Here is an 18,266-nt window from a genome sequence, read left to right on the forward strand (position 1 = left end):
TGAGCTCACGCTCTCCCACGGCAGCCGAAGACTGGCGCCAGGCCCCACGGGCCGGCGCGCTGCACACAAAGCCCGTCCGGGCACGAACAAAGCAGCTTATGAGTTTTGACGCACTGGGGCTCTCCCAGCCCCTGCTCCGCGCGATCGCCGATGCCGGCTACTCGACCCCCACCCCCATCCAGAGCCAGGCGATTCCCGCCGTCCTGACCGGCGGCGACCTGATGGCCGGCGCCCAGACCGGCACCGGCAAGACCGCCGGCTTCACCCTGCCCGTGCTGGAGCGCCTGTCCGCCGGCAAGCCGGTGCGCGACGCCAAGGGCCGCATCGCCATCCGTGCCCTGGTGCTGACTCCGACGCGCGAGCTGGCGGCGCAGGTCGAGGAAAGCGTTCGCACCTACGGCAAGTACCTGCCGCTGACCAGCATGGTCATGTTCGGCGGCGTCGGCATGCAGCCGCAGATCGACAGGCTGCGCAAGGGCGTGGACATCCTGGTGGCGACGCCCGGCCGCCTGCTGGACCATGCGCAGCAAGGCACGCTGGACCTGTCCAAGGTCGAGATCCTGGTGCTGGACGAAGCCGACCGCATGCTGGACATGGGTTTCATCCATGACATCAAGAAGGTGCTGGCGCTGCTGCCGGCCAAGAAGCAGAGCCTGCTGTTCTCGGCGACCTTCAGCGATGAGATCAAGGCGCTGGCCGACCGGCTGCTGGACAACCCGGGCCTGATCGAGGTCGCGCGCCGCAATGCCACCGCCGACACGATCGCCCAGCGCATCCACCCGGTCGACCGCGACAAGAAGAAGGAACTGCTGGCCCACCTGATCACCAAGCACGACTGGCATCAGGTGCTGGTGTTCACGCGGATGAAGCACGGCGCCAACCGCCTGGCCGAGTTCCTGGACAAGCAGGGCATCACCGCGATGGCGATCCACGGCAACAAGAGCCAGGGCGCTCGCACCAAGGCGCTGTCCGAGTTCAAGAGCGGCGACCTGAAGGTGCTGGTGGCGACCGACATCGCCGCGCGCGGCATCGACATCGACCAGTTGCCCCACGTCATCAACTACGAGCTGCCCAATGTGGCCGAGGACTATGTGCACCGCATCGGCCGCACCGGTCGCGCCGGCGCGCAGGGCGAGGCGTTGTCGCTGGTGTGCGTCGACGAGGAAGGTTTCCTGCGCGACATCCAGAAGCTGATCAAGCGCGAGATCCCGCGCGAGGTGGTGCCCGGCTTCGAGCCGGATCCGAACGCCAAGGCCGAACCGATCGTGATGGGCCGCATGGTCCTCAACGGCGGCGTGGGCAAGTCGTCGGGTTCGCCGCGCCCGGCCGGTGGCGGCGGTGGCCGTCGTGGCGGCGGCGGCGGTGGTGGTCGCTCGCAAGGCCAGGGTCGTCCGCAGGGCGGCGGCCAGGGCGGACGTCCGGCGCAAGGCGCCCAAGGCGGCCAAGGCGGCCAGCGCAGCGGTGGCAACAGCGGCGGCCAGGGCCAGCGGCAGGGTCAGGGCGGCCAGGGGCAAGGCCAGCGGACATCGCAAGGTCAGAGCGCCGGTGGCCAGCGCCACGGTCAAGGCCAGGGCCAGGGCAGCCGTCACGGCAGCCAGGGCAATCGACCGGCCGGCTCGGCGCTGACGCGCCCGAAGTCGACCTCCTGACCGGCCGGCTTCGGCCGAGCAACGACGGCGCCGTCATCGGCGCCGTTTTCATTTCCACCGTCGCCTGCCCGCCTTTGGCTCTTGCGGCATCGTGCGCGGCGCCCACATCGGCCTCGCCTGCCCGCCTTGGGCATACTCGCGGCCACTCCCCATGAAGACCGCGCCCATCGTTCCCGCCCGCGTCGACTTTTCCGGCGCCGTGCCCCACGCGCCCGAGTTCGGCGACCTCTACCACGCACCGTTCGGTGCTTTCGAGCAGGCGCGGCTTGTCTTCCTGGCCGGCAACGGCTTGCCGGGTCGCTGGGCGGGCCGCACGCGCTTCGTCGTGCTGGAGACCGGCTTCGGCCTGGGGAACAACTTCCTGACGACCTGGGCGGCGTGGCGCGACGATCCCTCGCGCTGCGAGCGCCTGGTCTTCCTCAGCGTCGAGAAGCACCCGCTGACCCGCGACGACCTGGCGCGTGCCCATGCCGCATCGCCGGTCCCGGAATTGGCCGCGCAGCTGATCGACGCATGGCCCCCGCTCACACCCAACCTGCATGCGCTGGATTTCGAGAACGGACGGGTGCGACTGATGCTCGCGCTGGGCGACGCGCGGGACTGGCTGCCGGAGCTGGTGGCTTCGGTGGACGCGTTCTTCCTGGACGGCTTCGCTCCGGCGAAGAACCCCGAGTTGTGGGATGAAGCCGTGCTGCGTCAGACCGGCCGGCTGGCCGCTCCCGGCGCCACGGCCGCGACCTGGAGCGTGGCGCGGGCCGTGCGAGACGGGCTCGCCGCCGCGGGTTTCCAGGTGGAGAAGCGGCCGGGAACCGGCGGCAAATGGGCGACGACCGTCGCGACCTTCGCGCCGCGCCATCGCGCGCCGGAACCGCCTGGCCGCGCAAGGCCGCATCCCGCGCCGCGCGACGTGCTGATCGTCGGCGCCGGCTTGGCCGGCGCGGCCTGTGCACGCGTGCTGGCACGCGAGGGCTTGCAGGTGACGGTGCTCGAGGCCGGCCCCACGCCGGCCGGCCAGGCCTCCGGCAATCCGGGCGGGCTCTTTCACGGCACCCTCCATGCCGACGATGGCGTGCATGCGCGCTTAAACCGGGCCGCGGCCCTGGCGACGGAGCGCGAACTGCGCCGGATCGCCCCCACCCTGCCCTGGCTGCAATGGGGGTTGCTGCGGGTCGAGCGCGGGCCGCAGGCCCTCGACGACATGCGCGGCCTGCTGGACCGCAGCGGCCTGCCCGCGGCCTACATCCAGGCGCTCGATGCCGACGCAGCCGCGGCGCTGGCGAAGGTCCCGCTCGGGCGCCCCGCCTGGCACTTCCCGGGCGGTGGCGCGGTGTCGCCGCCAGCGCTCGTGGCGGCCTGGCTCGCGGAAGCGGCGCGCCGCCCGGGCTTCTCGCTGCGCCACGACACGGCCGTGGCAGGCCTGCAGCGCGACGACGCCAGCGGTCGCTGGGCCGCGCTCGGCGCGGACGGCACGACGATCGCGACCGCCGACGCGGTGGTGCTCTGCGGCGGCACCGCCAATGCCCAGCTGATGGCGGATTGGTCGGCTGGACCCGCGTGGCCGTGGATCTCGCAGCGCGGGCAACTGAGCACCCTGCCCCGGGATCGCTCGCCCTGCGTGCTCGGCCTGCCGGTGGCCGGGCTCGGCTACGCCTTGAGCCTGCCCGACGGCACGATGTGCTTCGGCGCCAGCGCCGATGCCGGCGATCCCGAACCCCAGCTTCGCGCCGCGGATCAGGCCCAGAACCTGGCTCGCCTGGCAGAGCTGCTGCCGGACGCCCTGGGCCACGCGCCAACGGCTTCAACGACCGTCGACGCGCTGGAGGGCGATCCGCTGCCGCTCGCAGGCCGCGTGGGGTGGCGCAGCCTGGTGCCGGACCGGCTGCCCATCGTCGGCGCCCTGCCCGCGCAGGCGCCGGCACAGCGCGCGGAACAGGTGCGCTTCTGGCCGCGGCATCCGGGGCTGATGGTGCTCGGCGCACTGGGCTCCCGCGGCATCACGTCGGCGACGCTGTGCGCGGAGCTCATCGCCGCGCAGCTCACTGGGGCACCGTGGCCGATTGAAGCCAGCCTGGCCGAGGCCGTCGATCCGGCGCGCTTCGGCGCGAAGCAGCGCAGAAGCGGCGGATGACCTCAGTCATGCCTGGTCATGGTCGGTCATGGCTGGGCTGGCAGCGCCTCCGGCTTCACCATCACCGCGGACACGGCCTCACGGGCCCGCGAGGACGGCGGGAAGTGCGGTGACATCAGCGTCACGAAGGCCGCCGCCGCGGTGATCGCGCTGAGCCCGATGCCCAGCCCCCACTTGATGGCGCTCGTGACCGTCTGATGCATCTCCGCGCGCAGTCCGCCGATCGAGTCCTTGATCTCGGCGCGCAGACCTCCCACCTCCTGCTTCAGCTCGCTGCGAAGCCCGCCGAGCTCGTGCTTCATCTCGCTGCGCAGGTCGCCGATCTCCTGTTTCATCTCGCTGCGCAGGTCGCCGATCTCCTGTTTCATCTCGCTGCGGAGCTCACCGAGCTCCTCCTTCATCTCGCTGCGCAGGGCGCCGATCTCGTGCTTCATCTCGCTGCGGAGCGCACCGACCTCCTGCGCCAGTTGTTCACGCGTCGCCAGCGTGGGCAGCACGGTGTCCATCCGCGTCTTCAACGCCTGGACCTGGATCGCCAGATCCGCCACGCCCACACTGCCGCGGTCGCCGCGCAGCCCGTTGTCGATTCCTTGCATCGCCTTCTCCAACATCGCTGACGAGCCCTTGCCCATCCCAGGCGACGACTCTGCCACCGGACGCGACCATCGACTTGCAAACGTCGGGGGAGCCGACGGGGGAGTGAGATCCCCCCTTGCGGAGGATCAACCGGATTCCGCCGCGGTGCCGGATCGGACCCGACGCAGCAGGGACCGGCGCCCCGAGCGTGACGGATGACGCATTCCCCGCCGCGCGTCGCCGCGGTCGTTCAAGTTTCCGACGCCCGCGTCGATATGGAGCGGAAACGCCGCCAAGGGCGTGCCGCGCTCCGTCCGGGCGCGGGCCAATCAACGCACATCGACATCTGTAGGGGACATCCATGATTCATCTCGTCGCCGGCCGATCGATCGGCCAGCGGCTCGGCGTGGTGCTGGGCCTGGTGCTGCTGATCGCTTTCGTGGGCTCGGGCCTGAGTTACCTGGCGCTGGGCCGCGTGGCCGCCGAGACCGACGTGATGTTCAACCAGGACCTGGCCGCCGAGCGCGTCGCCTCCGACTGGTACCGCAACATCACCAACGGCGTGAACCGCACCAGCGCGATCGCCGTCAGCGCCGACCCCAGCCTCGCCCAGTTCTTCGCCGCGACCTCGGCCGAGTCGACCCGGCAGTCGGGCGAGCTGCAGAAGCGGCTCGACGGCTACATGGTCACGCCGGACGAACGCCGGATGTTCGACACGCTCAGCGAGGCGCGCAAGGGCTACCTGAGCTCGCGCGACGCCGTGGCGGCCAGCAAGAAGACCGGCGAGGCCGAGAAGGCGCGCGAGATCTTCGACCGCGACTTCCAACCCGCCGCCACCCGGTTCCAGGAAGCGATCCAGGCCATCGTGCAGCACAAGCGCAGCCTGCTGGACGACGCCGCCCAGCAGGTCGACGCGACCAACCGCCGGGCGCGCACGGCGCTGCTGGTGTTCTCGCTGGTGGCGCTCGGCCTGGGCGTGTGGTTCGCGGTCACCCTGACACGCTCGATCACCCGTCCGCTGCAGGGCGCGGCCGAGGTCGCCGACGCCATCGCCCACTTCAACCTGACCCGGCCGGTGCCGGCCGGCGGCCGTGATGAAACCGGCAAGCTGCTGGGCTCGCTGGGCGGCATGCAGGCGCAGTTGCTGAAGCTGATCGGCGACGTGCGCGGCTCCGCGGAAAGCATCGGCACCGCCAGCGCCGAGATCGCGACCGGCAACCACGACCTCAGCGCGCGCACCGAGCAGACCGCCTCCAACCTGCAGGAGGTCGCGGCCTCGATGACCCAGCTGACCGGCACCGTGCGCCAGACGGCGGACTCGGCGATGACGGCCAACCAGCTGTCGAGCTCGGCGGCGGAAACGGCGCAGCGCGGCGGCTCGGTGATGGGTCAGGTGGTGGCGACGATGGGCGAGATCAGCGAGAGCTCGCGCCGCATCGCCGACATCATCGGCACGATCGACGGCATCGCCTTCCAGACCAACATCCTGGCGCTGAACGCGGCGGTGGAAGCCGCCCGCGCCGGCGAACAGGGTCGCGGCTTCGCGGTGGTGGCGAGCGAGGTGCGCTCGCTGGCGCAGCGCAGCGCCGAGGCCGCCAAGGAGATCAAGACGCTGATCGGCGCCAGCGTGGAGCGGGTGGAGTCCGGCTCGCGCCTGGTCGAGGATGCCGGCGGCGCGATGACCGAGATCGTGGCCAGCGTCCAGCGCGTGGCCGACATCATCGGCGAGATCAGCGCAGCCTCGCGCGAGCAGAGCGACGGCATCAACCAGGTCAACGCGGCCATCGGCCAGCTCGACCAGATGACGCAGCAGAACGCGGCCCTGGTCGAGGAATCGGCCGCCGCGGCTGAGAGCCTGAAGGAGCAGTCGCAGCGGCTGGCCGGCGCGATCTCGGTGTTCCGGCTGCGCTGAGCGCGCGGCTCAGAAGGTCATCGTCCGGACGCCCTGCGCCGTCCCCAGCAGGCACACGCCCGCCTTGTTGCGGGCGAAGACGCCGACGGTGACCACGCCGGGCCACTGGCTGACCTCGGCCTCGAAGGCGGCGGGATCGGTGATCCGCAGGCCCTTGACGTCGAGGATGTGGCAGCTGTTGTCGGTCACGCAGTCCTTGCGCAGCACCGGCTCGGCGCCCATCGCGCGGAAGCGGCGCGCAATCTGCGCGGCGGCCATCGGGATCACCTCGACCGGCACCGGGAACGCGCCCAGGACGTCGACCAGCTTGCTCTCGTCGGCGATGCAGACGAAGGTCTTCGCCAAGTCGGCCACGATCTTCTCGCGCGTCAGCGCCGCGCCGCCGCCCTTGACCATGTGGCCCTGGCGATCGATCTCGTCGGCGCCGTCGATGTAGACCTGCAGCGACTCGACCTCCGATGCGTCCAGCACCGGGATGCCCAGCGCCTTCATGCGCTCGGTGCTGCGTACCGAACTGGACACCGCGCCGGCGATGCGCATGCCGCTGGCGGCCAGCGCATCGATGAACTTGTCCACCGTCGAGCCGGTGCCCACGCCCACCACCGTGTCCGGCGTCACGTACTGCAATGCGGCTTGGCCGACCAGGGTCTTCAATTCGTCTTGGGTCATGGGGATGCGGGGGCTGCGGAGGAAAGCCGCGATTATCGCCGCCGGCCTTCCCCGGAGTCAGGCGGGCGAGGACCTCAGGCCGTAGACCTTGCCGTCGACGAAGAGGTACTCCGCGCGCAGCACCGCGGCGCCCTGCTCACCCGGCGCGGCAAAGCCGATCACCGACAGCGTGGTCCCGGGCTTGATCTCCTGGACCTGCCAGGCCTCGAGCCGCGTCAGCGGCGCGAGCTCCACCTGCCAGCGCCGATCGCGCCGCGTCGGCAATTGCGCCTTCGCCAGCAGCGCGGCGCCGTCCACCGTGGTCGTCTGCTTCGGCAAGGCGCGCTGTTGGAGGTCCTGCGGCAGGGCCTGGCGCTCGGGCAGCTCCAGCTCCAGCTCGGCATGCGGATTGCGCCAGAGCACCTTGATCGCGCGCCCCTCCAGGTACAGCGGGCGGTCCTGATCGAAACTGCTCCAGCCGTGGTGGGCGCGGACGGCGGTGGGGAGCCAAGGCGCGGCCGCGAGCGCGGCCAGCAGTGAACGTCGTTCCATCGAAGCCTCCTTGTGCGACGCGCCGGCGGTGATGCTGTCCGGGCGGGCCCGACCCCGTCGATCGGTGATCGGCCGTCGATGGGCCTCAGACGAAGGCGATCCAGCGCCCGCAGATGATGACAGCGACCCAAATCCCCAACGACAGCAGGCATTGCCAGCGGCCCAGCCGGTCCTGCGCACGCACGCCGCCTCGCCAATGGAACCAGGCCGCATTCAGGCCCGCCAGGGCGATCAGCGCGAGCTTCACCCGCAGCGCCGGATTGACCCACAACTCCTGCGGCTGGGTCGCGAACATCGCCGCGCCGGACACGGCGCACAGCGCGAAGCCCGCCAGCGCCGTGGGAATCGCCAGTCGCGCCAGCGCGGTGGGGTCCAGCTCTCGACGCGCGCTCAGCGCACGCAGTTCAAAGACCAGCAGGCCGCCGAACAGCGCGCCCAGTCCGACCAGGTGCACGACCGACCATGCCGGGTAGGCCCAGGGATGGGCCGCCAGCGCCGTCAGCGTCTCCCACATGGATTCAGCCCGCCGTCCGGTGCGGACCGGGGCAAGGCGTGGCAGGCGGAAGACGCCAGGCCCTCATGCGCTCGCCCCTCGTGCGCTCAGCCCTCATGCGCTTCCCATGCGCTCGTGGGCGGGCGCCGCTCAGGCGCCGCGGCGATCGCGGCGTTGGCGCACCGCGGCGGCCAGCGAGCGCAGCAGCGGCTCGGTCTGGCTCCAGCCCAGGCAGGCGTCGGTGATCGACACGCCGGGCAGCAGGTCCGCCTTGGTCTGGCCCGCGAGCAGGTCCTGGCGGCCCGGCTGCAGGTGCGACTCGATCATCACGCCGGTGATGCGCGCGTCGCCACCGGCGATCTGCGCGCCGACGTCCTGGCCGACGTCGATCTGGCGCTCGTACTTCTTGGACGAGTTGGCATGCGAGAAGTCGATCATCAGCTGCTCGCGCAGCCCCGCCGCCTTCAGCACCTCGGCCGCCGCCTGCACCGAGGCCGCGTCGTAGTTCGGCGCCTTGCCGCCGCGCAGGATCAGGTGGCAGTCGTCGTTGCCGCGGGTTTCGAAGATCGCGGCCAGCCCCATCTTGGTCATGCCCATGAAGGCATGGCTGGCGCGCGCGGCCAGCACCGCGTCGGCGGCGATCTTCACCGAGCCGTCGGTGCCGTTCTTGAAGCCGACCGGGCACGACAGGCCGGAGGCGAGCTGGCGGTGGCTCTGGCTCTCGGTGGTGCGCGCGCCGATCGCGCCCCAGGCGATCAGGTCGGAGATGTACTGCGGCGACAGGAGGTCCAGGAACTCGGTGCCGGCCGGCAGGCCCAGGGCGGTGACATCCAGCAGCAGCTGGCGGGCCAGCCGCAGGCCCTCGTTCATGTGGAAGCTGCCATCCAGGTGCGGGTCGTTGATGTAGCCCTTCCAGCCCACCGTCGTGCGCGGCTTCTCGAAGTACACCCGCATCACAACCAGCAGGTCCTGCCGGAGCTCGTCGCGCAGGTCCTTGAGCAGGCGGGCGTAGTCCATCGCCTGGCCATGGTCGTGGATCGAGCACGGTCCCACGACGCACAGCAGTCGATCGTCGCGGCCGTGCAGCACGTCGCTGATCTCGCGCCGCGCCGTCTCGACCACCTCGAGCGAGGCCTCCGGCAGCGGCAGCTCGTCCAGCAGCAGCGCCGGCGAGATCAGCGGGCGGACCGCGTCGATGCGGGTGTCGTCGGTGCGGGTGGCGTCGCGGGTGGAGTCGGCGGAGCCGACTTCGCGGTCGTGCTGCGGATGGTCGAGGTGCTTCATGGCGGCGGCGGGTGCCCTCTCGGACACGGAAACGCGGAAAACGAAGCGGCGATTATCCGCCCGCCCGCCGCCCTGCCGCGTGCCGAGCCAGCAATTCCGGACATCAGCCGCCACGCTTCATCGACGCCAGCCCCACCGCCGCCGCCGCGACGACGAATCCGGCCAGCGACAGCGCGCCCAGGTGCTCGCCCAGCAGCGCCACGCCCATCAGCGCCGACACGCCGGGGATCAGGTAGAACAGCCGTGCCACCGCCGCCGCCTGGCCGCGCCGGATCATCACGAACATCAGGCTGAACGCGCCGATCGAGTTCACCAGGCCGAGCCACAGCGTCGCGCCGATCAACTCGGCGCTCCAGTCCGGCACGCCGGGCTCGCGCCACCAGGCCAGGGCCGTGACCGTGAGCGCCGAGACCGTCATCTGGATGCCGCTGCCGGTGCGCAGGTCCATGCCGGCGCAGAAGCGCTTCTGGTACAGCGTGCCGGCCACCAGTCCCGCCAGGCCCACCAGCCCCGCGCCGTAGGCCTGCCAGGCGCCGCCGCCCAGCGGCCGATCGGCGATCACCAGCGCCACGCCGGCCAGCCCGCCGAGCATGCCCGTCCATTGGCCCGCGCTCATGCGCTCGGCCAGCCACAGGTGCGCGCCGAGCGCGGTGGCCAGCGGCATCAGGCCGATCAGCAGCGCGGCCACGCCGGTGGGCAGCCCCCATGCGATCGCGCAATAGACGCCAGAGAAGTGCAGCACCTGCATGAGCAAGCCGACGATGCCGAGGTGGATCCAGGCCCGCGGCGTCTTCGGCCAGGGCGCGCCGGTCGCCACCGACACACCGAGCAGAACCGCCGCCGCCAGGCCGAAGCGCAGTGCGAGCAGGGTGAACGGGCCGGCATGCGGCAGCGCCAGCTTGCCGGCCAGGTAACCGGTGCTCCACAGCAGGATGAAGAGCGACGGCAGGCTCAGCGCGACCAGCGCGCCGAGGCGGTCGCTCCGCGCCGCGACGGCTGCTCGGCGGTCCGGCCGGGGGGCGCTCGCCAGCGCGAAACGCCCTGCGGGGCGGGAAAGGAGGCTGGGCATGGATGACGACATGACGGACTCCAGGAGGAACGGATGGACGCACTCTAGAAACGAGCGCCCGTGGACACAATCCGCTGTCACTTCGTTTTAGAGTTTCCATATCGAGAACAATCGGAATCTCACCATGGGACGTCTGGAAGACCTTCAGGCCTTTGCCCGCGTCGTCGACGCGCGCAGCTTCTCGGGCGCGGCCAAGCTGCTGGGCGCGACCAAGTCGGCCGTCAGCAAGCAGGTCGCGCGCTTGGAGCAGCAGCTGGGCACCCGGTTGCTGCACCGGACGACCCGCAGCATCAGCCCCACCGCCGAGGGACGCGGCGTGTACGAGCGCGCACTGCGCCTGCTGGAGGAAGCGCAGGCGCTGGATGCGGAGCTCGCCGGCCAGCGGGAGCAGCCGCGGGGCGTGCTGCGGCTCAGCACCTCCACCGCCTTCGGCAACCTGCAATTCACCGCGCTGCTCACCGAGTTCTGCGCGCGCCATCCGCAGTTGCAGGTCGTGCTGGGGCTCAACGACCGCTATGTCGACCTGGCCGAGGAAGGTTTCGACCTCGTGCTGCGGCTGACCGGCCGCCCGAGCCCCGGCCTGGTGGCGCGCAAGCTGGCGGAGATCCGTTTCGTGCTGTGCGCGTCGCCGGCCTACCTCGCGGCGCAGGGCACGCCCACCTCGGTCGCCGAGCTGGCCGACCACCGCTGCCTGCGCTTCGGCTATCTGCACGCGCCGGAGCGTTGGCGCTTCCGTCACCCGGACCAGGGCGAGGCCGAGGTCGAGATCTCCGGCGCGCTGCGCTTCGAGAGCGGCCTGACCGCCAACAGCAGCGAATCGCTGCGCGTGGCCGCGCTCGCCGGCATGGGGCTGGCGGTGCTGCCGACCTACGCCATCGGCCGCGACCTGCGCGCCGGTCGCCTGATCGCGCTGCTTCCCGATTGGACGCCGCTCGGCGGACCGGCCGAGGCCGACACGCTCTATGCGGTCTATCTGCCCAGCCGCTTTCCCAGTCCCAAGGTCCGGGCGCTGATCGACTTCTGTGTCGAGCGATTGGGGGACGTGCCGCCCTGGGACCGCCCGGAGCCTGCGCTCCAGGCCCCGTGAAACCGGCTCGCCCGACATGCCCGTCCGGGCCGAGGCCCGTTGGAGCTAGGGCGAGTCCCCCATCACCGTTCGCACGCCGGGAGTAGGCGCGACCGGCCCCCGCGAGGACGCGATGAGACAATGCCGCCCCATCATGGCCCTCATCCCCTACGGCTTCGCCCGTCCCTTCCTGTTCGGCCTGGATCCCGAACACGCGCACGAACTGACCCTGGGCAGCATCGCCCGCCTCCAGAACACGCCGGCCCAATGCGCCTGGGCCCAGACGCGGGTGTCGGATCCGGTGACCGTCGCCGGACTGAAGTTCCCCAACCGCATCGGCCTGGCCGCCGGCCTCGACAAGAACGGACGCTGCATCGACGGCCTGGGCGCGATGGGCTTCGGCTTCATCGAGGTGGGCACGGTCACGCCCAAGGCCCAGCCGGGCAACGACAAGCCGCGCATGTTCCGCCTGCCGGCCCGGCAGGCGCTGATCAACCGGCTCGGCTTCAACAACGAGGGGCTGGACGCGTTCATCGCCAACGTGAAGCGCTCGCACAGCTTCCGTCACCACGGCGGTCTGCTGGGGCTGAACATCGGCAAGAACGCCGTCACGCCGATCGAGCGCGCCGTCGACGACTACCTGATCGGCCTGGAAGGCGTGTTCCCGCACGCGGACTACATCACCGTCAACATCTCCAGCCCCAACACGAAGAACCTGCGCCAGCTGCAGAGCGACGAGGCCCTGGATGCGCTGCTCGGTCCGCTGCAGGCGCGCCGCCTGGCGCTGCAGGACGAGAGCGGCCGGCAGGTGCCGCTGTTCGTGAAAATCGCGCCCGACCTGGATGAGGATCAGGTGGCGGTGATCGCCGCGAGCCTGAAGCGCCATGGCATCGACGGCGCGATCGCGACCAACACCACGATCGCCCGCGATGCGGTGCAGGGCCTGCCGCATGCCGGCGAAACCGGCGGCCTGTCGGGGGCGCCGGTCTTCGAGGCCAGCAACCGCGTCATCCGCCTGCTGCGCGCCGCCCTGGGCAGCGGGTATCCGATCATCGGCGTGGGCGGCGTGCTCAGCGGCGAGGATGCGCGCGCCAAGCTGCAGGCCGGCGCCGACCTGGTCCAGCTCTACACCGGCCTGATCTACAAGGGCCCGGCCCTGGTGCCGGAGTGCGCCAGGGCGATGGCGCGGCTCTGACGACGCCCCGCCTCCCTCAAGACGACGAAGCGCTCCCCCGAGGAGCGCTTTTTCATTGGGGGTACAGCCTCTGAGCCGCAGACAAGATGATAATGCCTCGCATTTGCAACAGCCCTTGAGCCTTCGGCATCCATGACCGATACCGCGCCCCCTCCCTCTCGCACCCCGAGCCGGCTCCCGCCGCTGGCGCTGCTGTCGCGCATCGGCGCGGCGATCCTCGGCGGCTATGCGTTCTGCTGGGGCTTCATCGCCGTCGTCCATGCCGGGCTGTACAGCCTGGGCATGCCCTTCCACGACGCCGAGCATCTGGCCGCGATCCTGGCCGTGCTGCTTTACCTGGCGGTCTTCCTGTGGACCTTCGCGGCGCGGCGCACCGGCCTGATCTGGGCGGTGCTGCTGGTCGGCGGCGGCCTGATGACCGGAGCCGCGGCGCTGATCCAGCGTGCGCTGCTGACCTGACGCAAGGAGCGACCATGTTCCAGAACTTCCGGCTCTCGATGGCCTGGCTGCACACCTGGTTCGGCCTGGTGCTGGGCTTCGTGCTGATGGTGGTGTTCTTCTTCGGCGCGCTGTCGGTCTTCGACCGGGAAATCGACCGATGGGCGATCCCGTCGTCGCGCTTCGCGCCGCAGCCGATGCCGTCCTTCGACACCATCCTCAAGCCCGCCTTCGAGCGGATGCAGCCGGACAAGGACGCGGTCGCGCTGCTCGACGGCCGCGTCGACGGCCCGCTGCCCGAGCGCTTCGAGGTGGTGCGCAGCTGGGGCGCCTACACGACGCACCGCGATCCGGTGGTATCGGTGTTCGCCGGCTTCGAGGTGCCGCGGGCGAAGGACCCGGACGAGACCGTCTTCGCCAGCCACGCGCTGGACCCGCGCACCGGTGCGGTGCTGCCGCAGGGGCAGTTGCGCATCGGCAGCGAGTTCTTCTACCCGCTGCATTACAGCCTGCACCTGAGCTGGAAGGACCTGGGCACCTGGATCGTCGGCTTCTCGGCGCTGATGATGCTGGCCGCGCTGGTCAGCGGCGTGGTGATGCACCGCAAGATCTTCCGGGAGTTCTTCACCTTCCGCCGTCACAAGACCGTGCAACGCAGTGCGCTGGACCTGCACAACCTGACCGGCGTGGTCGCCCTGCCCTTCCACTTCTTCTTCGCCTTCACCGGGCTGGTGATCTTCGCGGGCATCTACTTCCCAGTCGCCCACACGCAGCTGCACGACCTGCATGAACTGCACGAGCAGGTCGAGGCGCGCGAGACCGGCCTGCCGCACGAGCGCGCCGGCGTGGCCGCGCCGATGGCCTCGGTGGACGCGATGGTGGCGCAGGCCCAGCGGCGCTGGGAAGCCAAGGGCATGGCCGGCGACGTCGGTTTCGTCTATGTGAGCCATGTGGGCGATGCCAATGCCTACGTCAGCGTCTATCGCGCCGGCACCGACCGCGTCGCCCTGACCGGTGAAGGCGTGCACTTCAAGGCGACCACCGGCGAGCTGCTGCGCGAGGATCCGCCGCGCAGCGCCGTGGACAGCGTCAACGAGTTCCTCACCGGGCTGCATCTGCAGCACTTCCGCCATTGGCTGCTGCGCTGGCTGTATGTGCTGGGCGGGCTGCTGGGTTGCGTCTGCATCGCCACCGGCTTCCTGTTCTTCGTCGAGAAGCGCAAGCAGCAGCATGCGAAGTCCGGCAGCGCGGGCAGCCGCGTCGTCGACGCGCTGGCGGTCACCACGGTCACCGGCATGCTGGTCGCGACGATGGCGATGCTGGTCGCCAACCGGCTGCTGCCGGAGTCGCTCGCCGACAAGGGTGGCTGGGAGCAAACGGTGTTCTGGAGCGCCTGGAGTCTGGCGCTGCTGCATGCCTTCGTCCGCGGGGGCGCGGTCGCGCGGGCGCGGATGAATCCGGCCTGGCGCGAGCAGTGCTGGTTCATCGCCGCAGGCGCGGTGACGGCGGTCGTCGCCAATGCGATCACCACCGGCGACCATCTGGGACGCACCCTCGCGGCCGGCTACTGGCCGGTGGCGGGCGTCGACCTCAGCCTGCTGGCGACCGCCGTCGTGGCGATCCTGGCGGCCGGCCGGCTTGCCCGGCGTGCAAAGGCCTCGGCGACCGGCAGTTCGCCCGCCGTGCTGGCCACCGCGGAGGCGCGCCATGGCTGAGCCGACCCTGCTGCTCACCGGCGCCGCGGTCAGCGCCGTGCTCGGTTTCGGCTGGCTCGCGCTGGCGATGGACACCCATTGGGAACAGGTCCATGGCGACGCCGCGCCACCGCCTTCACTCGCGCGCTCGCTGCGCCTGGCCGGCGCGCTGGCGCTCGCCGCTTCGCTGGGCCTGTGCCTGGCGGCGGATCATCCGACGATGGCGGTACTCGTTTGGCTGATGCTGCTGGCCGGCAGCGCGATGGCGATCGCGGCCACGCTGTCGTGGCGGCCGCAGTGGCTGCGGCCCCTGTGGCCGCGCGGCATCACGGCCCGATAGCCGGGCAGCACCTCGCCGCGATGGCGAGGTAGCCCGCCTTCCAGCGTTCAGCGCATCAGCGCTTCAGCGCTTCAGCACGCTCTTGCACCGCCCAATGAAAAAAGCACCGCGCCGGGACGGCGTGGTGCTTCGATGAGAAGCCTCGATCAGGCGCCGAGGCCGCGTCCCGAAGACGCGGCCCACGCCCTCAGACCCGACGGCGGCGGGCGGCGACGCCCAGGGCGCCGATGCCGGCCAGCATCAGGGCGTAGGTGGCCGGTTCCGGCACCGCGGCCGCCACGGCGTTGACCGTCGTCGACAGCACCGCGATGTTGCCGAAGCCGCTGCCGCCCAGCGTGCCGCTGGCGATCAGCTGGTAGGTGCCCGCGGCCAGATTGGCATAGCGGAAGCCGCCAGCGCTGGCATCCAGGTCGGTCACCGCCGCCAGGCCGGTGCCGTTCAGGCCGGCGAAACTGAAGGTCACCGACTGCAGCGGCAGCGTGAAACCGCTGCCGAAGTCGATCGAGGTCGCGGCGAACACGGTGCCGGTCACATCCGACGCCTGCGTCAGGGTGAAGCTGCCGAGGACCACATCCGAGAAGCTGCCGTTGGACGGCGTGACGAACACCGGATCCAGCGTCGACGCCGCGGCGGCGCCACCGATGAGTGCCGCGGCCAGCGCCACGGCGAGAGACTTGAACTTCATGCTGCGCCCATCCCAAACGAGTTGATTCGTGAGGAAGTTTGCACCGCAGCATGCGTTCGTGTCTTGCACAAAGGCGCGACTTTTGTTGCGGTGCGTCACAGCGGTAAGAAACAGGGGACACGCCTGTCCCCTGCGTGCCCGATCCGGGCATGCCGGCGCACCGCGGCCGGGGCCTGCGTCGGGCGTCAGGCTGCCGTGACCCGCATCGGCTTCTGCATGAGGTCGCAGGCCTTGCCTTTCTTGGCACGCTTGCCGGCATAACCAGCCAGCGCCGCGCCCTTCAGCGGCTCTTCCTTGGCCTTGCCACCACGCGCCGTGCCGCTGACCAGGAGCTGGTTGGTGAAGGCGGCGACGCTCACCAGCGCGTCCTTCGCATCCAGGTCGATCAGCGTCAGGCCGCGCCCGCCCTTGGGCTGGTGCTTGAGCTCGTCGATCGCGAAGGTCAGCAGCCGACCCGCCATCGAGAGGCAGGCCACCTGCACGCCGGCGACCTCGCCGGCAGGCACCACCGCCGGCGGCAGCGGCCGCTCCTCGCCTTCCAGGCTCAGGAAGCCCTTGCCCGCCTTCTGGCGTCCGACCAGGTCGCCCACCTCGGCCACCAAGCCGAAGCCGCCGGTGCCCGCGAGCAGCAACTTCTGCGTCGCCGCGCCGGCGAAGTAATGGGCGATCTGGCTGCCGGATTCCAGCTCGATCAGCGTCGTGATCGGCTGGCCGTCGCCGCGGCCGCCCGGCAGCGCCGACACCGGCACCGAATACGCCCGGCCGTTGCTGCCCAGCACCACCAGCGGATCGACGCTGCGGCACGGGAACACGCCATACAGCGAGTCGCCCGACTTGAAGGCCAGCGCCGCCGGATCGACCTCATGGCCCTTGAGCGCGCGTACCCAGCCCTTCAGGCTGACGACGACCGTCACCGGCTCGTCGACGATGCGGACCTCGGCCACGGCGCGCTTGTCTTCCTGGATCAGCGTGCGGCGCTCGTCGCCGTACTGTTTCGCGTCCGACTCGATCTCCTTGACCACGGTGCGCCGCAGCACCGATGGGTTGGACAGGATCTCCTCGAGCTTGCCGGCCTCCTCGCGCAGGCTCTTGAGCTCCTGCTCGATCTTGATGAACTCCAGGCGCGCCAGTTGGCGCAGCCGGATCTCGAGGATGTCGTCGGCCTGGCGCTCGCTGAGCTTGAAGCGCTCGATCAGCGCCGGCTTGGGCTCGTCCGAGTGACGGATCAGCGCGATGACCTCGTCGATGTGCAGCAGGATCTCGTGCCGACCCTCCAGGATGTGGATGCGGTCGCGGACCTTGTCCAGGCGGTGCTGCGTGCGGCGCGTCACCGTGTTGAGGCGGAAGCCGATCCACTCGGTCAGGATCTTGCGCAGCGTCTTCTGCACCGGACGGCCGTCGTCGCCGACCATGGTCAGGTTCAGCGGCGCCGAGGTCTCCAGGCTGGTGTGCGCCAGCAGCGTGTTGATCAGGTCCTGCTGCTCGATGGTGCGGCTCTTGGGCTCCAGCACCAGGCGCACCGGCGCGTCCTTGTTGGACTCGTCGCGGGCCTTGTCCAGCACCGCCAGCACCGAGGCCTTGAGCTGCAACTGCTCCGGCGTGACCGTCTTCTTGCCGGTCTTGACCTTGGGATTGGTCAGCTCCTCGATCTCCTCGAGCACCTTGGCCGTGCTGACGCCCTGCGGCAGCTCGGTCACGACCAGTTGCCACTGGCCGCGCGCCAGGTCCTCGATCTTCCAGCGCGCGCGCAGCTTCAGGCTGCCGCGGCCGGTGTTGTAGGCGGCGCGGATGTCCTCCGCCGAACTGATCAGCTGGCCGCCGCCCGGGTAGTCGGGCCCCTGGATCGCGCCGTAGAGCTCGTCGTCGCTGGCGTCCGGGCGCTTGAGCAGCAGCACCGCCGCTTCCGCCACCTCGCGCAGGTTGTGGCTGGGCACTTCCGTGGCCATGCCCACCGCGATGCCCGACGCGCCGTTCAGCAGCACGAACGGCAAGCGCGCCGGCAGTTCGCGGGGCTCGTTCTCGGAGCCGTCGTAGTTGGGCTGGAAATCGACGGTGCCCTGGTCGAGCTCGTCCAGCAGCAGCCGCGAGTAGATCGACAGCCGGGCTTCCGTGTACCGCATCGCCGCGGCGTTGTCGCCGTCGCGGCTGCCGAAGTTGCCCTGGCCGTCCACCAGCGGATAGCGCTGGCTGAAATCCTGCGCCATGCGGACCATCGCGTCATAGGCGGCCTGGTCGCCGTGCGGGTGGTATTTGCCGAGCACCTCGCCGACCACGCGGGCGCTCTTGACCGCCTTGGCGCCGGTGGCGCCGGCGAAGCCCAGCCCGAGCCGCTCCATCGTGTAGAGGATGCGGCGCTGCACCGGCTTCTGGCCGTCGCTGTAGGTCGGCAGCGCCCGGCCCTTCACCACCGACAGCGCGTACTCCAGGTAGGCCTGCTGCGCGTACTGCGCCAGCGTCAGCGCGTCGCCCGACGGGGCCTGCCCGCCACCCGGTTGGCCCGGTGTCTCGAAATCAAAGGTCTCTTGCGTCATTGCTCT

Annotated in this window: 16 protein-coding genes; 8 read left to right on the forward strand and 8 right to left on the reverse strand. The window is 70.7% G+C overall.

The window, feature by feature from the left end:
- Positions 1-98: 98 nt before the first annotated feature.
- Both CS062_RS01865 and mnmC read left to right on the forward strand, forming a co-directional pair.
- The gene (locus CS062_RS01865; protein ID WP_099859763.1) at positions 99-1,649 is read left to right on the forward strand and encodes a DEAD/DEAH box helicase; all 1,551 of its coding nucleotides are present in this window, start codon (positions 99-101) and stop codon (positions 1,647-1,649) included.
- 151 nt (positions 1,650-1,800) lie between these two features.
- Entirely contained in the window at positions 1,801-3,777 is a 1,977-nt protein-coding gene (gene mnmC / locus CS062_RS01870; protein WP_099859764.1) for a bifunctional tRNA (5-methylaminomethyl-2-thiouridine)(34)-methyltransferase MnmC2/FAD-dependent 5-carboxymethylaminomethyl-2-thiouridine(34) oxidoreductase MnmC1, read from the forward strand.
- 26 nt (positions 3,778-3,803) lie between these two features.
- On the opposite strand, the gene CS062_RS01875 is transcribed toward mnmC, so the two are convergent.
- Positions 3,804-4,373, reverse strand: coding sequence for a coiled-coil domain-containing protein (locus CS062_RS01875; RefSeq protein WP_158238643.1), 570 nt, complete (start codon positions 4,371-4,373; stop codon positions 3,804-3,806).
- A gap of 341 nt (positions 4,374-4,714) precedes the next feature.
- On the opposite strand from CS062_RS01875, the gene CS062_RS01880 reads away from it, so the two are divergent.
- The gene (locus CS062_RS01880) at positions 4,715-6,265 is read left to right on the forward strand and encodes a methyl-accepting chemotaxis protein (protein ID WP_099859766.1); all 1,551 of its coding nucleotides are present in this window, start codon (positions 4,715-4,717) and stop codon (positions 6,263-6,265) included.
- A gap of 9 nt (positions 6,266-6,274) precedes the next feature.
- On the opposite strand, the gene rpiA is transcribed toward CS062_RS01880, so the two are convergent.
- The 5 genes from rpiA to CS062_RS01905 all read right to left on the reverse strand — a co-directional run bounded on the left by rpiA (position 6,275) and on the right by CS062_RS01905 (position 10,323).
- On the reverse strand, positions 6,275-6,934 hold the full coding sequence (rpiA, locus tag CS062_RS01885; RefSeq protein WP_099859767.1) for a ribose-5-phosphate isomerase RpiA: 660 nt from the start codon (positions 6,932-6,934) through the stop codon (positions 6,275-6,277).
- A gap of 57 nt (positions 6,935-6,991) precedes the next feature.
- Complete coding sequence (locus CS062_RS01890) at positions 6,992-7,465, reverse strand: DUF6152 family protein (RefSeq protein WP_199174148.1); 474 nt, start codon at positions 7,463-7,465, stop codon at positions 6,992-6,994.
- 85 nt (positions 7,466-7,550) lie between these two features.
- Positions 7,551-7,979, reverse strand: coding sequence for a hypothetical protein (locus CS062_RS01895; RefSeq protein ID WP_099859768.1), 429 nt, complete (start codon positions 7,977-7,979; stop codon positions 7,551-7,553).
- A 129-nt stretch (positions 7,980-8,108) separates the two neighbouring features.
- On the reverse strand, positions 8,109-9,242 hold the full coding sequence (locus CS062_RS01900; protein ID WP_099859769.1) for a 3-deoxy-7-phosphoheptulonate synthase: 1,134 nt from the start codon (positions 9,240-9,242) through the stop codon (positions 8,109-8,111).
- Positions 9,243-9,345: 103 nt separating this feature from the next.
- Complete coding sequence (locus CS062_RS01905; protein WP_233217863.1) at positions 9,346-10,323, reverse strand: DMT family transporter; 978 nt, start codon at positions 10,321-10,323, stop codon at positions 9,346-9,348.
- Between the two features lie 112 nt (positions 10,324-10,435).
- Here CS062_RS01905 and CS062_RS01910 point away from each other — a divergent pair, with 112 nt between their 5' ends.
- From CS062_RS01910 to CS062_RS01930, 5 genes are all read left to right on the forward strand, one after another.
- Entirely contained in the window at positions 10,436-11,398 is a 963-nt protein-coding gene (locus tag CS062_RS01910) for a LysR family transcriptional regulator (RefSeq protein WP_099859771.1), read from the forward strand.
- A gap of 133 nt (positions 11,399-11,531) precedes the next feature.
- Positions 11,532-12,572 carry a quinone-dependent dihydroorotate dehydrogenase gene (locus tag CS062_RS01915; RefSeq protein WP_099859772.1) on the forward strand — a complete coding sequence of 347 codons (1,041 nt, stop codon included), beginning with the start codon at positions 11,532-11,534 and terminating at the stop codon, positions 12,570-12,572.
- A 132-nt stretch (positions 12,573-12,704) separates the two neighbouring features.
- Positions 12,705-13,031 carry an iron uptake protein gene (locus tag CS062_RS01920; protein ID WP_099859773.1) on the forward strand — a complete coding sequence of 109 codons (327 nt, stop codon included), beginning with the start codon at positions 12,705-12,707 and terminating at the stop codon, positions 13,029-13,031.
- A gap of 14 nt (positions 13,032-13,045) precedes the next feature.
- Positions 13,046-14,725 carry a PepSY-associated TM helix domain-containing protein gene (locus CS062_RS01925; RefSeq protein WP_099859774.1) on the forward strand — a complete coding sequence of 560 codons (1,680 nt, stop codon included), beginning with the start codon at positions 13,046-13,048 and terminating at the stop codon, positions 14,723-14,725.
- A complete protein-coding gene (locus CS062_RS01930; protein WP_099859775.1) occupies positions 14,718-15,044 on the forward strand; it encodes a DUF3325 domain-containing protein in 327 nt (108 codons plus the stop codon). Before CS062_RS01925 ends, CS062_RS01930 begins: the two co-directional genes overlap by 8 nt.
- 187 nt (positions 15,045-15,231) lie before the next feature.
- On the opposite strand, the gene CS062_RS01935 is transcribed toward CS062_RS01930, so the two are convergent.
- Positions 15,232-15,729, reverse strand: a complete 498-nt coding sequence (locus tag CS062_RS01935) for an FxDxF family PEP-CTERM protein (RefSeq protein WP_099859776.1) — start codon at positions 15,727-15,729, stop codon at positions 15,232-15,234.
- Between the two features lie 185 nt (positions 15,730-15,914).
- A complete protein-coding gene (gene parC / locus CS062_RS01940; protein WP_099859777.1) occupies positions 15,915-18,260 on the reverse strand; it encodes a DNA topoisomerase IV subunit A in 2,346 nt (781 codons plus the stop codon).
- Positions 18,261-18,266: the final 6 nt, after the last annotated feature.

This window comes from Roseateles chitinivorans (assembly GCF_002761755.1).
Classification (GTDB): Bacteria; Pseudomonadota; Gammaproteobacteria; order Burkholderiales; family Burkholderiaceae_C; genus Roseateles; species Roseateles chitinivorans.

What these genes read in the sequence shown, in the direction of transcription:
- CS062_RS01865 (WP_099859763.1), top strand. Translation starts at nt 99, where the DNA reads ATGAGTTTTGACGCACTGGGGCTCTCCCAGCCCCTGCTCCGCGCGATC.
- mnmC (WP_099859764.1), top strand. Translation starts at nt 1,801, where the DNA reads ATGAAGACCGCGCCCATCGTTCCCGCCCGCGTCGACTTTTCCGGCGCC.
- CS062_RS01875 (WP_158238643.1), bottom strand. Translation starts at nt 4,373, where the DNA reads ATGCAAGGAATCGACAACGGGCTGCGCGGCGACCGCGGCAGTGTGGGC.
- CS062_RS01880 (WP_099859766.1), top strand. Translation starts at nt 4,715, where the DNA reads ATGATTCATCTCGTCGCCGGCCGATCGATCGGCCAGCGGCTCGGCGTG.
- rpiA (WP_099859767.1), bottom strand. Translation starts at nt 6,934, where the DNA reads ATGACCCAAGACGAATTGAAGACCCTGGTCGGCCAAGCCGCATTGCAG.
- CS062_RS01890 (WP_199174148.1), bottom strand. Translation starts at nt 7,465, where the DNA reads ATGGAACGACGTTCACTGCTGGCCGCGCTCGCGGCCGCGCCTTGGCTC.
- CS062_RS01895 (WP_099859768.1), bottom strand. Translation starts at nt 7,979, where the DNA reads ATGTGGGAGACGCTGACGGCGCTGGCGGCCCATCCCTGGGCCTACCCG.
- CS062_RS01900 (WP_099859769.1), bottom strand. Translation starts at nt 9,242, where the DNA reads ATGAAGCACCTCGACCATCCGCAGCACGACCGCGAAGTCGGCTCCGCC.
- CS062_RS01905 (WP_233217863.1), bottom strand. Translation starts at nt 10,323, where the DNA reads ATGTCGTCATCCATGCCCAGCCTCCTTTCCCGCCCCGCAGGGCGTTTC.
- CS062_RS01910 (WP_099859771.1), top strand. Translation starts at nt 10,436, where the DNA reads ATGGGACGTCTGGAAGACCTTCAGGCCTTTGCCCGCGTCGTCGACGCG.
- CS062_RS01915 (WP_099859772.1), top strand. Translation starts at nt 11,532, where the DNA reads ATGGCCCTCATCCCCTACGGCTTCGCCCGTCCCTTCCTGTTCGGCCTG.
- CS062_RS01920 (WP_099859773.1), top strand. Translation starts at nt 12,705, where the DNA reads ATGACCGATACCGCGCCCCCTCCCTCTCGCACCCCGAGCCGGCTCCCG.
- CS062_RS01925 (WP_099859774.1), top strand. Translation starts at nt 13,046, where the DNA reads ATGTTCCAGAACTTCCGGCTCTCGATGGCCTGGCTGCACACCTGGTTC.
- CS062_RS01930 (WP_099859775.1), top strand. Translation starts at nt 14,718, where the DNA reads ATGGCTGAGCCGACCCTGCTGCTCACCGGCGCCGCGGTCAGCGCCGTG.
- CS062_RS01935 (WP_099859776.1), bottom strand. Translation starts at nt 15,729, where the DNA reads ATGAAGTTCAAGTCTCTCGCCGTGGCGCTGGCCGCGGCACTCATCGGT.
- parC (WP_099859777.1), bottom strand. Translation starts at nt 18,260, where the DNA reads ATGACGCAAGAGACCTTTGATTTCGAGACACCGGGCCAACCGGGTGGC.